This is a genomic window from Nocardia glycosmidis (assembly GCF_052545115.1).
This window is the reverse complement of record NZ_JBQWRH010000008.1, coordinates 193,120-207,238: the sequence shown is the minus strand read 5'-3', so window position 1 is coordinate 207,238 and position 14,119 is coordinate 193,120. Positions and strand designations below refer to the sequence as shown.

14 protein-coding genes are annotated in these 14,119 nt (G+C 67.7%); 7 read left to right on the top strand and 7 right to left on the bottom strand.

What is annotated here, in order from left to right:
• Positions 1-24: 24 nt before the first annotated feature.
• A complete protein-coding gene (locus ACT86A_RS12995; protein WP_445092331.1) occupies positions 25-564 on the bottom strand; it encodes a hypothetical protein in 540 nt (179 codons plus the stop codon).
• Between the two features lie 14 nt (positions 565-578).
• Positions 579-1,232: a DUF6474 family protein gene (locus tag ACT86A_RS12990; RefSeq protein ID WP_445092330.1), complete on the bottom strand. Its 654-nt coding sequence runs from the start codon at positions 1,230-1,232 to the stop codon at positions 579-581.
• Between the two features lie 462 nt (positions 1,233-1,694).
• Here ACT86A_RS12990 and ACT86A_RS12985 point away from each other — a divergent pair, with 462 nt between their 5' ends.
• The 3 genes from ACT86A_RS12985 (at position 1,695) to ACT86A_RS12975 (ending at position 6,324) form a co-directional block, all read left to right on the top strand.
• Entirely contained in the window at positions 1,695-3,368 is a 1,674-nt protein-coding gene (locus tag ACT86A_RS12985) for a TM0106 family RecB-like putative nuclease (protein WP_445092392.1), read from the top strand.
• A complete protein-coding gene (gene htpG, locus ACT86A_RS12980; RefSeq protein WP_445092329.1) occupies positions 3,365-5,335 on the top strand; it encodes a molecular chaperone HtpG in 1,971 nt (656 codons plus the stop codon). The genes ACT86A_RS12985 and htpG overlap by 4 nt, the downstream gene beginning before the upstream one ends.
• Before the next feature lie 170 nt (positions 5,336-5,505).
• A complete protein-coding gene (locus ACT86A_RS12975; protein WP_445092328.1) occupies positions 5,506-6,324 on the top strand; it encodes a class I SAM-dependent methyltransferase in 819 nt (272 codons plus the stop codon).
• A gap of 45 nt (positions 6,325-6,369) precedes the next feature.
• Here ACT86A_RS12975 and ACT86A_RS12970 read toward each other — a convergent pair whose 3' ends face one another.
• The 4 genes from ACT86A_RS12970 to ACT86A_RS12955 all read right to left on the bottom strand — a co-directional run bounded on the left by ACT86A_RS12970 (position 6,370) and on the right by ACT86A_RS12955 (position 9,654).
• Positions 6,370-7,137 carry an SDR family NAD(P)-dependent oxidoreductase gene (locus tag ACT86A_RS12970; protein ID WP_445092327.1) on the bottom strand — a complete coding sequence of 256 codons (768 nt, stop codon included), beginning with the start codon at positions 7,135-7,137 and terminating at the stop codon, positions 6,370-6,372.
• A 119-nt stretch (positions 7,138-7,256) separates the two neighbouring features.
• Positions 7,257-8,015 carry a TMEM165/GDT1 family protein gene (locus tag ACT86A_RS12965; RefSeq protein WP_445092326.1) on the bottom strand — a complete coding sequence of 253 codons (759 nt, stop codon included), beginning with the start codon at positions 8,013-8,015 and terminating at the stop codon, positions 7,257-7,259.
• A 292-nt stretch (positions 8,016-8,307) separates the two neighbouring features.
• Positions 8,308-8,835, bottom strand: a complete 528-nt coding sequence (locus ACT86A_RS12960; protein ID WP_445092325.1) for a peptidase — start codon at positions 8,833-8,835, stop codon at positions 8,308-8,310.
• A gap of 195 nt (positions 8,836-9,030) precedes the next feature.
• Positions 9,031-9,654, bottom strand: coding sequence for a superoxide dismutase (locus tag ACT86A_RS12955; protein ID WP_445092324.1), 624 nt, complete (start codon positions 9,652-9,654; stop codon positions 9,031-9,033).
• Positions 9,655-9,880: 226 nt separating this feature from the next.
• Between ACT86A_RS12955 and msrA the strand changes: the two genes are divergently transcribed.
• Positions 9,881-10,561 (top strand): peptide-methionine (S)-S-oxide reductase MsrA, encoded by a 681-nt coding sequence (msrA, locus tag ACT86A_RS12950; protein WP_445092323.1) that lies wholly within the window; start codon positions 9,881-9,883, stop codon positions 10,559-10,561.
• A gap of 87 nt (positions 10,562-10,648) precedes the next feature.
• Here the strand turns inward: msrA and ACT86A_RS12945 are convergent, their stop codons facing one another.
• On the bottom strand, positions 10,649-11,260 hold the full coding sequence (locus ACT86A_RS12945; RefSeq protein WP_445092322.1) for a hypothetical protein: 612 nt from the start codon (positions 11,258-11,260) through the stop codon (positions 10,649-10,651).
• Positions 11,261-11,770: 510 nt separating this feature from the next.
• Between ACT86A_RS12945 and ACT86A_RS12940 the strand changes: the two genes are divergently transcribed.
• The 3 genes from ACT86A_RS12940 to ACT86A_RS12930 are packed head-to-tail and all read left to right on the top strand — an operon-like array spanning position 11,771 to position 13,756.
• A complete protein-coding gene (locus tag ACT86A_RS12940) occupies positions 11,771-11,923 on the top strand; it encodes a hypothetical protein (protein ID WP_445092321.1) in 153 nt (50 codons plus the stop codon).
• 19 nt (positions 11,924-11,942) lie between these two features.
• On the top strand, positions 11,943-12,992 hold the full coding sequence (locus ACT86A_RS12935) for a DUF4328 domain-containing protein (protein WP_445092320.1): 1,050 nt from the start codon (positions 11,943-11,945) through the stop codon (positions 12,990-12,992).
• The gene (locus tag ACT86A_RS12930) at positions 12,989-13,756 is read left to right on the top strand and encodes a glycerophosphodiester phosphodiesterase (protein ID WP_445092319.1); all 768 of its coding nucleotides are present in this window, start codon (positions 12,989-12,991) and stop codon (positions 13,754-13,756) included. The genes ACT86A_RS12935 and ACT86A_RS12930 overlap by 4 nt, the downstream gene beginning before the upstream one ends.
• Positions 13,757-14,119: the final 363 nt, after the last annotated feature.

Sequence of the window (14,119 nt, the reverse complement as noted above, 5' to 3'; positions counted from 1 at the left end):
GTGCGAGAGCTGGGTGTCGAGGGATCAGGCCGACACCGGTGGCGCACGAGGACCGATCGCGCCGCTCGGGGCGCAGCGATACAGCGGAAGACCGGGATCCGGCCAGTGCGGCGCGCCGACGATCCGTGCCGCACGCGGCGGGGCGAATAGCGCACGCAGCACACCGGAGGCCACGGTGTACAGCCGCCCAGCGAGCACGATCAGGACGGCGCAGCCGAGCGTGGCGATGACATGAGCGAACAGCATCCACCCGGCCGGCAGGATGGAAACCGTTGTGGCGCCGGTAATTCCGTGCCGAGCGTGATCGAAGGCGGACGAGCCCGACAGCTCGGCATGGCCCGCCAGCTGACCTGCCCCGAGCAGTCCGACCAGAGCCGGCCCCGGCCGCGTCGACACCATGCCCGCGGCCGACCCGGTCGCGATGGCGATCAGCAGCAGCAACGTCAGCTCGGTCGTGTCGGGAACACCGCCGCCCGCGGCACCATGTGCCGCGACGGCGAGCGTGGCGACGAGTGCACCCACCAGCCCACCGCGCAGGCGGCCGGCGTGCAGGTGCGGGGACATCGCAGCGGTGCCGGTCAGCGCACGCCGAGCCGGGCCAGGATGTCGGACTCGATCCCCGACAGCTCATGGGTGATCGATGCGTGCACGGCGCGGCGTCGGTGGGCGGGCATCTGGTCGGCGGTGCGTACGGCGGCGGTCAGGCTGCCGAGGCGGTCCTTCGCGGCGGCGGCGAACTTCTCTGTCTCGGCCTTGGCCTTGGCGTCCTTGCCGTCCTGGGTGTCGACCTGCTGCAGCGCCGCTTCCGCATTCACGATCCTGGCCTGGAGCTTCGCGCCGTGCCCGGTGAAGTCGCCGAGCTGGTCGATGCCGACACCGAGCTGCTGCGCGCGGCGGGTGTCGAGCTGACCGCGCAGAAACGTCGCACCACGGTAGGCGAGCGGGGCGAGCACCGGGATGAGCACCCGGGCCACACCGAGGTACTTCTTGACCTGGCTCGCGCTGAACGGATCACGCTCGGCCTTGGCCGCCAGCTTCAGCGCGGCCTTCTCCTCCGCTTGGAGCGTGGCAATCTGCGCCTTGGCGACCTTGCCCTGGGTTCGTGCCTCGGCGCGGCGGGCTTTGCGGTCGTTCTTGGCGGCGAGCCTGGCCTCGATCGCGGCCTTGTGCTTGAGAGCTTTCGCCTCGGCCCTGCGGCTCGGCCGCCGTTTGCGCTTCGTGAACAACCCCATCGAAGGCCCTCCGTCATGCTGGTTCGCCATGGCGGCACGACACCGAAGCCCGTCCGCCCATGTCACACAGTTCGCCGTCACCCTATCGGGTCCACGGCGACAGCGGCGAGGGTAGTGCGGCTCGCACGCTGTCCCGCAGCCGCGGCGCATGCGAGACCGGCTCCACGGCCGACCAACCGGCCGCAATCCGGCATCCGATCGGCCGCCATATCCACGCAAAGTCGCGAGCGCGGTGCCCCGGACGTGGTCCGTCAGAGGGGGCGGTGTGCGGCAACGGGCCTCGTCGGATGGCCCGGGCTGAGCGTTCCAGACCGAGCATCGCCCGGCCCGCGAGCCTTGTGGGGCCGCGAACACCCAGCCCCGCAGGCGCTGCCAAAACAGTTGTCAGGGGGAGGGACCATACTGCATAGCGTGGATTCGGACATCGGTGACCAGGATGGTCGCAAGCGCAACGGCACGGCTGTGGATCGGCTCGCCGACGCGCCGACCGCTTTCATCGATGCCAGGGCGCTGATCGGATGCCGTCACCGCCTGCGTCTGGACGCGGCGTATCCGGAGGCGCTGGCCGGAATCTCCGAGGACGCGGGCGTGCGCCAGCGCAGAGATGCCGCCGCCGCGCACCGCGGCCGGGTCCGGGACGCGCTGATCGCGGCGGCCCCGGACGCGTGGGTGGTGATCGATGCGCAACTGCGCGCCGGCGAGCGGGCCGATGCGACGATGCGCGCGTGCGCGGCGGGCGCGCAACGCATCTGGGGCGGACTGCTGCCGCAGGAACCGGAAACCGGTCGACGCGGCGGCTCGGAGATCCTGCTGCGTGACGAGGACCGCGGGGGATACATTCCGGTCATCGTGGTGAACCACAAGGTGACCGACCCGCGGCAACCGGAACCGGCGGATTTCCACCCGACCACCACGGACCCGTATCGCTGGAACCCGCAGCCGGATCCGCACCGCAAACTGCGCCAGCAACCCCGGGACCAGCAGCGGCTCGCCCACCTGCACCGGATGCTGCAGCGTCACGGATTGGCCAGTCCGGCCGTGGTCGGCGGCGTGATCGGTTTCGACTTCGACCGCATCCTGGTGCACGACCTGGCTCCGCTGCTGGCCGATTACGACCGCCGCTACGCCGACCGGATCGCGGTGGTGCGTGGCGAGTTGCCGACCCTACCGTCCAAGGTGCCCGAATGCAGGCAGTGCCCATGGTGGACGCGCGGAGTCGAGGGCCCGAGTTGCGAGGGCCGGCTGATCGAGCGCCGCGACGTCAGCCTGGTGGCGCCCGGTTCGCGCGCCGAGGTGCTGCGCGGACACGGCATCGAGACGATCGACGAGCTGGCCGCCTGGGTGGGTGCCGATCCCGAGGACTGGCAGCATGGGCCGTTCGACGAGGCGGTGGTGACCGCGCGGGCCTGGATCGCGGGTGCGCCGCTGGTGCGCCGGGTCGAGCAGGTATCGGTCCGGCGGGCCGACGTGGAGGTGGACGTCGACCTGGAAAGCTTCCAAGAGCACGGCGCCTACCTGTGGGGAACGCTGTTGGACGGCGTATACCGTCCGTTCGTGACCTGGGATCCGCTGCCCACCGAGGACGAGGGCCGCTCTTTCGGCGAGTTCTGGACCTGGCTGATGACCGTGCGCGCCGAGACGGCGGCGGCCGGGAAAACGTTTGCCGCCTATTGCTACTCGCGCACCGCCGAGGACAAGTGGCTGTATGAGTCGGCGCGACGGTTCGCGGGCCGCCCTGGCGTGCCGACCGTGCAGCAGGTACGCGCGTTCGTCGACGGGCCGCAGTGGGTGGACATGTTCCAGGCCGTGTCCGACCAGTTCATCTGCCCGAATGGCAAGGGTCTGAAGAAGATCGCACCGGTCGCCGGATTCGCCTGGCGTGATGCCGAGGCGAGCGGTGAGGCGTCGATGAGTTGGTACCGACTCGCTGTCGGCTATGACCTCGCGCCGGACCCGGCCCAGCGCACCCGGCTGCTGGAGTACAACGAGGACGACGTCCGCGCCACCCAGGTGTTGCGCGAGTGGATGACCACCCGCGCCGACCTCGAGGTTGCCGGCCTGGCCGATTTCGCGTACGCGTCGGTGCCGCCTCCTTCGGCCACCGCACCCGACTGCGGCGGTACCATCGCGATGTGACAGAGCACGTCGAAAAACTCGAGTTCCAGGCAGAGACGCATCAGCTGCTCGAGCTGATGATCCATTCGATCTACTCCAATAAGGACACGTTCCTACGGGAGCTGATCTCGAACTCCTCCGACGCGCTGGACAAGCTGCGGCTGGAGTCCTTCCGGGACAAGGATCTGCACGTCGACACCTCGGATTTGCGCATCGAGCTGGACGTCGACACGGACAATCGGATCCTGACCGTCCGGGACAACGGCATCGGTATGTCGCGCGCCGAGGTGGTCGATCTGATCGGCACCCTCGCCAAGTCCGGTACCGCCGAACTGCGCAAGAAGCTGAACGAGGCCAGAAGCGCCGCGGCAGGCGATATCGATGCGGCGGAGCTGATCGGTCAGTTCGGTATCGGCTTCTACTCCACCTTCATGGTGGCCGACAAGGTCACGCTGACCACGCGCCGCGCGGGGGAGACTACGGGCACCCGGTGGGAATCGACCGCGGGCAGCTCTACCTACACGATCGAAGAACTGGACGAGGCACCGCAGGGCACCTCGGTCGCGCTGCATCTGAAGCCGGCCGACGAGGAGGACCACCTCTTCGACTACACCCTGGAGTGGAAGCTGCGGGAGATCGTCAAGAAGTACTCCGACTTCATCGCCTGGCCGATCCGCATGCAGGTGGAGCGGACGGTCACCGAGGGCGAGGGCGAGGACGCCAAGGAGACCAAGGTCCTCGAGGACCAGACGCTCAACTCCATGAAGGCGCTGTGGACCCGCCCGAAGAGCGAGGTCAGCGACGAGGAATACACGGAGTTCTACAAGCACGTCAGTCACGGGTGGGACGATCCGCTGGAGATCATTCCGCTGAAGGCCGAGGGCACCTTCGAATACCAGGCGCTGCTGTTCGTCCCGTCGCATGCGCCGTTCGACCTGTTCACCCGGGAGCACAAGCGCGGTGTGCAGCTCTACGTCAAGCGGGTGTTCATCATGGACAACTGCGAAGAGCTGATGCCGGAGTACCTGCGCTTCGTCAAGGGCGTGGTGGACGCGCAGGACCTGTCGCTCAACGTGTCCCGCGAGATCCTGCAGCAGGACCGGCAGATCCAGATGATCCGCAAGCGCCTGGTGAAGAAGGTGCTGTCCACGGTGAAGGATCTGCAGGGCGCTGCGGACCAGACCAAGTACCAGACCTTCTGGAAGGAGTTCGGCCGCGTCCTCAAGGAGGGCCTGCTCGCGGACTTCGACAACCGGGAGACCATCCTGCAGGTCTCGTCCTTCGCCTCGACGAACTCCGAGACGGAGCTGACGACGCTCGCCCAGTACGTGGAGCGGATGCCCGAAGGGCAGGACGCGATCTACTACATGACCGGCGAGACCCGTCAGCAGGTCGAGAGCTCGCCGCATCTGGAGGCGTTCCTGGCCAAGGGCCGCGAGGTGCTGATCCTGACCGACCCGGTCGACGAGATGTGGGTCGGCTCGGTGCCGGAATTCGACGGCAAGTCGTTCCAGTCGATCGCCAAGGGCGAGGTCGACTTGGAGACCGAAGAGGAGAAGCAGGCTTCCGAGGCGCTGCGTGAGCAGCAGGACAAGGACTTCGCGGACGTGCTGGCCTGGCTGGGCAAGGCGCTCGCGGAGAGCGTCAAGGAGGTCCGCCTGACCAATCGGCTCACCACCTCCCCGGCGTGCCTGGTCGGCGACGTCTTCGACTTCACGCCGATGCTGGAGCGGATGTACCGCGCGTCGGGTCAGGCGTTGCCGGAGAGCAAGCGGATTCTGGAGCTCAATCCGACCCACCCGCTGGTTACCGGCCTGCGCGATGCGTACGCGGCGAAGAAGGACGAGGCCGAAGCGGGTACCGCGACCGAGCTGTCCGAAACCGCCGAACTGCTCTTCGGCACGGCGGTGCTGGCAGAGGGCGGCGAGCTGAAGGATCCCGCGCATTTCGCGCACATCCTCACCGACCGGCTCACCCGCACGCTGTGAACCGTCCGCGCCCGGAGGACCGTGCAGTCCTGCGGGCGCGGCGGGTCCGCAGGACCTGTTTCGGCCATTTCGCGGCTACCGAGGTTATCGAGATGGCATATTCGCAGAGCTGGGGAACTCGTCTTCGGTGTGGCGCGGTTCGATGGGATGGCTGAAAGGATCGTCGGAACATGTCCGGAAACCCGCTGGCCGTCGCCGAGCCGTGGGACCTCGTCGCGGACGGCTACGCCGAATTCGCGCCCGCCCTCATGCAGCCGTTCGCGGCCCGCGCGCTCGAATTCGTTTCGCTGTCACCAGCGTCGCAGGTCGTGGACGTGGCGGCGGGCCCGGGCACGCTCAGCCTGCTGGTCGCCGAGCAGGTGACGCTGGTCGAGGCGATCGATTTCTCCGCACCGATGATCGCGCGGTTGGCGAACAGTGCCGCTGCCGCCGGGCTGACCAATATCCGGGCGCGGGTGGGTGACGGGCAGGATCTGCCTTACCAGTCCGATCGGTTCGACGCCGCGTTCTCGATGTTCGGGCTGATGTTCTTCCCCGAGCGCGCGAGAGGATTCGCCGAGCTGTTCCGAGTGTTGCGGCCCGGCGGTACCGCGGTGGTGTCGAGCTGGGCGCCGATCGCCGACTCGCCGCTGATGCGGATGATGTTCGGCGCCCTGGCCGCGGCCGATCCGAATATCCAGGAGCCGCAGCCGAACTTCTTGAGCTTGGAGAACCCGGAGGTCTTCGAATCAGAGATGCGTGGCGCGGGCTTCGAAGCCGTGTCGATCCAGCGGCATTCGATCGCGCTGACCTTCACCAGTCCGACGCAGATGTGGGAGACCATGGTGCGCAGCAGCGCGCCGCTGGAACTCATGCGGCACAGCGTCACCGCGCAGGTGTGGGCCGAGCGCGCCGCGGTCATGCAGGCGTATCTCGCGGAGAAGTACCGGCCGAACGGTCTGCTGTCCACCACCGCGTACCTGGGTATCGGGCACAAGCCGCAGGCGTGATCCCTGGCTACGCGGCAGAGTCTTCCGCGCAGCCAGGCCGAGGCGTTACCGCGGAGCCATGCGCAGCGCACCATCCATACGGATGGTCTCGCCGTTCAAATAGTCGTGCTCGATGATGTACTGCGACAGCTGCGCGTACTCGTCCGGACGGCCGAGGCGGGACGGGAAGGGCACGCCCGCCTCGAGTCCCTTGCGGTACTCCTCGGTGACACCGGCCAGCATCGGAGTGTCGATGATGCCGGGGGCGATGGTGTTCACCCGGATGCCGAACTGGGCCAGGTCGCGCGCGGCGGGCACGGTCATCCCGTGCACGCCGCCCTTGGACGCCGAGTAGGCGATCTGGCCGACCTGGCCCTCGAACGCGGCGACGGAGGCGGTGTTGATGATGACGCCACGCTGGCCGTATTCGTCCACCGCCGCGGTTTTCGCGATCGCGTCCGCGGCCAGCCGCATGACGTTGAAGGTGCCGAGCAGGTTCACCGTGATGACCGTGCGGAACAGCTCCAAGTCGTGCGGGCCGTTCTTGGACAGAATGCGACTCGCCCAACCGACACCGGCGCAGTTGACCACGATGCGCAGCGGCGCGCCCGAGCCGACGGCCTGCTCGATGGCCGCGCCGACCTCGTCGTTGCTGGTGACATCGGCGGCGATGAGGGTGACCCCGGCCGGCACGTTGTCGCCGGCGCGCTCGATCGACTGTGGCACATCGAGTCCGAAGACGGTGGCGCCGAGTTCGGCGAGTCGCTTGGCGGTGGCGGCGCCGAGGCCTGATGCGCCCCCGGTGACAATGGCGGCGGAACCCGAAATCTCCACGATGGTCCTCTCGTTCGTGACAGCCAGTTGGCCCTTCGTCAATTGCACCTTAATAGGGGCCGCCGGACGGTGTCCGTCCCGAGGCCTCGGTGGGTCGAACGATGCTTCCGGGACACTGGTCACCGCTCGGATGACGGTCGGTCTGCTCCCATTGCGGAAACCGCTGCTGGATCTGGTGCGTCGAGGTGGTCGGCCGCACGGCTTCGCGCTGGCAGGTTCCGGTGAGCCGCGCGGGTGAGCAGCAGCGCGGCACCGGCCAGCGCTGGAGCGAGCGCCGCGAATCCGATCACTGCGACGCCGCCGAGATCTGGTGCGGCCGTGCCGAGGAATGCGGCCGCACCGAAGTAGAGGAACAGCAATCCAGACCCGATGCCGATCGCGTGCTCCGGCAGGTGCTTGCCGACCACGATGCCGACAGCGATGGCGAGCGCGTCGGCGGCGACCATACCGGCTGTGGAGCCGAGCCAGACGCCTACCCAGTCGAAGTCGGTGGCCAGCGCCGCAGTGGTGAACATGGTCCGATCACCCAATTCGGCCAGCAGGAACGCGGACAGCACGACGAAGAACGGCGCGCTCGCGGTTTCGGGCGGCTTGGGCTCTTCGTCCGTGGGGCGGAAATGCTCGCGCAAGGTCCACAGGCCGACGGCCAGGAAGGTGATCGCGGCGACCAGTGCTATCGCCCGGGTGGGCAGTGCCGTACCGAGGAAGTAGCCGACGCCGACCGAGATCAGATGCACCGCGGCCGAGGCCGTCGCGATACCGCCCAGCACCACCCACCAGCGATAGCGCAGCGCGAACGTCAGCGCCATCAGCTGAGATTTGTCACCCAGCTCGGCGAGAAAGACGATACCGACGCTCAGCAAAACAGTGGCGATCATATGTGGCTGCTCCAAGGGCTCCGGCCTGTCGGTCGGAGATATCGGTGCCCTCCGGCCGACAACGACGTGGTTGTCCAGGCCGAAGGTCTCGCCCACCGGAACAATGCCGGTTCACACAACCGGACCCGCGCCCACGGGGCATCGGGTCAGTATGTCGACTGCGCGATTGCGGGCTACTCCCCTTCGCTGCTGCCGACTCTACCGGCCCGAATCCTCAGCGCCAACTTTCTGTAATCGAAATCGCAATGCGCACAATAAGTTTGGCGATCCGCGTGCAGAGTTTCGGGCACCCTCACGCGGCCAGCAGCATAGCCAGAACCGCGGTGTCGGGATCGCTGATCGGATCCAGACCGACCCGACTGACCAGCGAGATAACCGTTCCGTCGGACTCGGCCTCGGCCCATGCCGCGCGGTGCTCGAGCCCCAGATGCGGCACGCCGGGTAGCAGTACGCAGCCGGAGGCGGCGCCCGTGCATTCGGGCAGCGAAGGCTGCGTCTCGGACGGGGGGTGCAGCATCAGCAGGGCAGGTGGCACATGCTCGGCAAACCGGCCCGGCCGCACGGCCTCGGCGCCGAGCACCGGACCTTCGGCCAGGACGAGTCCGACCGTGCCGGGGGCAGGGTCATCGGGTAATTCCTCACGCACACCGAACACCATCGAGGTCGTCAGTAACCCGGGAAGGGTGGCTACGCGCACCGCGAGCACGAGAACTTGGGCCCATTCCCTCGTGGTTTCCGGCCAGCGGCCCGAGATGATGAATCCGCGCAGCGACCCGCGCGAGTGGAACGGCGTGATGCCGATGGGTCCGTTCGTGCGCATTTCTGCCTCCCGTCGCACAACCGGGGCGGCCTTGCCCTGTTTTCCTGTGATGTCCGAATATGAACCACGAGTCACCTGGCACACAAGTACCAAAGAGTGCCAGTTCGGGTTCAATGTGCAGCGCCGGGCAGCGGCCGAAACACAGCGGACCCGCGAACCGGTTGACGCCGGTTCGCGGGTCCGTGGGGTGGCTGCTCAGCCGAAGATCAGGCCCTTGGCCTGAGCGGTCGCCTTCGCGAACCGCTCCTGCACGTCGGCCCAGTTCACGACGTTCCAGAACGCGGTGACGTAGTCCGCCTTGACGTTCTTGTACTGCAAGTAGAACGCGTGCTCCCACATGTCGACCTGGAGCAGCGGAATGATGCCCAGCGGGACGTTGGCCTGCTGGTCGTAGAGCTGGAAGGTCAGCAGCTTCTGGCCCAGGGTGTCGAAGCCGAGCACCGCCCAGCCGGAGCCCTGCAGACCGTTGGCCGCCGCGGTGAACTGCGCGCGGAACTTGTCGAACGAGCCGAACTGGTCGTCGATCGCCGCGGCCAGCTCGCCGACCGGCTTGTCACCGCCGTTGGGGGAGAGGTTCTTCCACCAAATGGAGTGGTTGACGTGGCCGCCCAGGTGGAACGCGAGGTTCTTCTCGTTCAGGAAGATCGCCGCGTGGTCACCGGCCTCGCGGGCGGCCTCGAGCTTCTCCAGTGCCGAGTTGACACCGGCGACGTAGGCGGCGTGGTGCTTGGAATGATGAATCTCATTGATCTGCCCGGAGATGTGGGGCTCCAGGGCGCTGTAGTCGTAATCCAGATCTGGCAGCGTGTACTCAGCCACGATGTCCCTTCCTATGTCGGGCTGGTTGTGCCCGTTGTTCGAGCCCAGCCAACCATCATTCGTACACCCGGTCGATTCCAACTCGGGGCGATGCCCGCGCATTCCGGTGCCGACGCGGATCGAATCGGTCGACGACGGCGCGGCGGTGCCGACCGCCATCGCGCGGGTCGCGCACCGTCACATCACGGACATCGGCACACTGGAAACGCACGCGTAGCATCGAACCATGTCGTGGTACGACGAGCTAGTGGGGCGCCTGAGCCTCCCCGAACCTGCCATGGTCACACCGGAACAGGCTCTGCCCGGCCGGGGGGAACCACTCCCGGTGCCGGATACCCACTCCGTGAACAGTCACCCGATCCGCCCGCCGTTTCCCGACGGCACGCAGGTCGCGGTCGTGGCAATGGGCTGTTTCTGGGGTGCGGAGAAGGGATTCTGGGAACTCGACGGCGTCTACACCACCGCGGTCGGCTATGCCGGTGGGTACACGCCGAATCCCACGTATGAAGAGGTGTGCAGCGGGCGGACCGGCCACACGGAATCCGTGCTCGTCGTGTTCGACACCGCGGTGGTCGATTACGCGGGTGTGCTCCGGCACTTCTGGGAGAACCACGATCCCACCCAGGGCATGCGCCAGGGCAATGATCGTGGCACGCAGTACCGTTCGGCCATCTTCACTCTCGACGCCGGACAGGCCGAACTCGCCCGCACTACCGCGCAGGCTTACGGCAAGCGACTGGCTGCCGCCGGATACGGCGAGATCACCACGGAGATCGTGGCAATACCCGGCCAGTCGGCCTTCTACTACGCCGAGGCGTATCACCAGCAGTACCTGGCGAAGAATCCCGGTGGATACTGCCCGGTGCACGCAACCGGCGTGAGCTGTCCGGTGGGCCTGGGCGCTTGAGCGTGCGCGAACCGCACATCCGGCCGAGCGGATGTGCGGTTCGGCGCCGCAGTGCCGGTAAGCGTTGTTTCGGTCCGGGACAGGCGGTCAGAGCGGAGGAGCGATGCCGGGGCGGGCGGCCCGCGGGTCGCCCGCGTCGTGCGCTTGCCACCAGCGGACTCCGTTGGCGATGAAATCCGCCAGCGGGATCTGCTTGCCCCGTGCGTCGTGTACGGTGATGCCGTCGAACCACACTCGGATGTCCAACTCGCGCGGATCGATTCCCTCTTCCTGGGAGAACTCGATAACGTGCGCGGTTGCGTGGTCGTCGATCCGGGTGTCGAAGCTGAGCAGCTCGCTCCACAGCGCCCAACCGCTGTCGTCCAGGTCGATGAACTCCCAGCCGTGCAGCCGTCCACCGCCGAAGCTGCGGATGGCCTCGTCCAGGCCGTCCAGTTGCAGCGGCAGCACCCGGGGCTCCAAGTCGTCCCAGTGCTGCGTCCGCAATGACGCGGCAACCCGGCTCACGCCGGTGAATATCACCTGGACCCGGGAGTCCTCGGATGCCGTGCCGTGCTCCGGAAGCGTCAGCACTTCGAGGTCGAGTCGCAACTGATCGGCCGTCTCGTCCACCGCGAGGCCGAGGCATGTGGCCTCGGACAGCGCGACGTTGAGGCCGGCGGTGTCCATTCCGTCGAGTAGCCCCCTGCTCACGTTCATCAGCCCAGGCTACCGACCGTTGCTGCCGCAATTCGGCATTTTCGGCGGCGTTCTCATTTTCATGGAACCGAACGGGTGCCGGCTCCGTCCAACTAGATATCGGAGCCTCCTCGGCCGCAGGCTCCGAGGTCGGCGACGAATGGCCGCTCCGGGATGGTCAGGAGGGGAGTCCCGGATCGGTCATTCGCATCGCTCGGCTCGGGGACACACCGAGGGCGAGCGGCCGAGCGGGTCATTTCCGGGCCGGAGGTATGGAAATCGCTGGGTCCGATCGCCCGGCTACTCGATAGCCGCACCCTTTCAGTGGTGCGCTCGCCGATAGCTGTGTCTTGTGGATCAGCTTGTGGATTATGTGGATAACTTCGACCGAGTTATGCACAACCAGTATCGAACGGGGCGGCGGTCGAGTTCCAGAGTGGAGAACGTACCCCAGATCGTAGCTTGCTGTCGAGCTGGTTTCCCCGGCACGGAACTGCGCAGTAGCTCGTCCCCCATGGCAGGATCGAGTCTGTGACGAGCCTCCACATTCCGTCCCGGCAGGTGGTCGAATATCAGGCAGATAGCGGATATGACGCCATCCAGGTCCGCGGCGGCACGGTGGCATGGCCGCAGGCGCGCCGGCCGCTGGTCGCGGAGGGTGACCACGAGGCGAAGATCTACTGACGAAGGAACGGGGTGCGCGGTGAGTACGGTGGTGCAACCTTGTGCGCGCTGCGGCGCGCGCTGGGCCGTGCAGGGTGCGCCGATGCACTGGTGCCCACGCTGCCGCGGCGCGCTCCTCTCGCCCGCGCCGATCGACGCGCCCGCCGACCGCCGCAATTACCGCTGGGTGGCACGCAAGCCTGATTCCCTGGCCCGCCGGGCGCAGTCGCCGGGCAGCTCGCGCGCGGCTACACCGACACCCCGCTATGCGCAGATGCCGCGATGGGGTCTGCTCGACGCGGTACCGCGGGCCGGCGCCGCACCGCGCAATCGGCTCGGCAGGCTCACCGACTCGGTGACCAAGCTGCTCGTCGTGACCGCGGGGGTCTTCACGCTCGCGGCTCTCGCCGAGCTGGCGCGGTACTCGGTTCTGTTGCGCAACCGGACGCGCCTGATCCATCCGGTGGTGCTGTTCGCCTCGGATGCGTTCGTCGTGGTCGCCGGGGTGCTGACACTCGGCTTCGCGCTGCTGGCGGCGGTGGCGGCGCTGGGCAAACTGATCGAGGTCAGACAGGACGTCTACGCCGCGGCGAAGCGGCGCGACCCGCGTTCGCCACGTGTGCTCGCGCTCGGTTGCCTGGTTCCGGTGGTCAACCTGCTGTGGCCGGGGATCTTCCTGACCGAGGTGGCGGCCTTGCGCGGGGATCCGCGGATCCGTCGCGCCATACAAATATGGTGGGTGGCCTGGGTTTTCGGCGGCGGCGTCGCACTGGCCGCGCTGTTGTGGCGGAACGCGGACTCCCTGCAGGCCAAGGCGGACGGGGTGCTGTTCACGGTGTTCGCCGACGCGTTCGCCGCGGCGGTCGCGCTGCTGACCCTGTGGGTGCTACGGACCATCGAGGGACGGGATCTGCTCGGGCGCAGCTGGACCGCGCGCCGCTGGCTGATCGCGGTCGACCCCGCCGCACCGGTGATCGCGCCAGTCCATCCGGGCGGCACGGCCGACTCGGAGCCGGCGAAGACCGCCGCATCCGCGGATGAGGACAACGGTATTCAGGACCGTGAGCACGAGGAGGTTATGGCCAAGTGAGCCAGGGCAGTCGCGCACCATTCGTCGTCGCGCATCGAGGCGCCTCGGCGGCGCGCCCCGAGCACACGCTCGCCGCCTACGAGCTGGCGCTCCAGGAGGGCGCCGACGGCGTCGAATGCGATGTCCGGCTGACCCGGGACGGGCATCTGGTGTGCGTGCACGACCGAACAGTCGACCGGACCTCTTCGGGCAGCGGGCTGGTCAGCGAGATGACCCTCGACGAACTGCGGGCGCTCGACTTCGGCGCCGACGGCGCGCCCGCCTCGGTGCTGACCCTCAGCGAGTTGATCAGCTTGGTGCTGGACTGGCGCAGCAGGCCGACCAAGCTGTTCATCGAGACCAAGCATCCCGTCCGCTACGGCGCGCTGGTGGAGAACAAACTGCTGGCCGAACTCCAGAGATTCGGGATCGCCGCCCCCGCCTCGGCGGACCATTCCCGGGCGGTGGTGATGTCGTTCGCGGCCACCGCGGTCTGGCGCATCCGCCGCGCCGCACCGCTGCTGCCCACCGTTCTGCTCGGCGAATCATCGCGCTACCTGGGCGGATCCGCCGCAACGACGGTCGGCGCCACCGCCGTCGGCCCGTCGGTGAAAACGTTGCGCGAACATCCCGAGCTGGTCGACAAGGCCGCCGCCGCGGGCCGCGCCACATACTGCTGGACCGTCGACGACCCCGGCGACGTCCAGTTGTGCGCCGACCTAGGCGTCAGCTGGATCGCCACAAACCACCCCGGACGCACCAAGTCGTTGCTCGGCGCCGCCTGAACAGCCACACACGGCCGGCCGTCAACCGGTCAGTGTTTCTTCACGTAGAGACGCTGCCGCTGCCGCACGGCTGCGCACACGGCGCGGCGATGCCGATCGGCACGGATACCTCGTTACCGACGACCCGATCCTGCGCATCCACCGCGTTCAGGATCGAATGCCGAGTGGCTGCCGTGTCCGTGGCGAAGGCGCCGGCGGGCCCACACCCGAACACGGCGATCAAGGTCTCAGCGAACGTCAAAGCGATGCGGTTGCTGTCTCACGCACTGCGTCGGCCCGACTCCTTTTGCGAGTGCAGCGAGAGCGAGCAAGCTCACCAGCGCCGCAGGTGCTGCCGAACCAACGCCAGCCGCTGCCGAACCG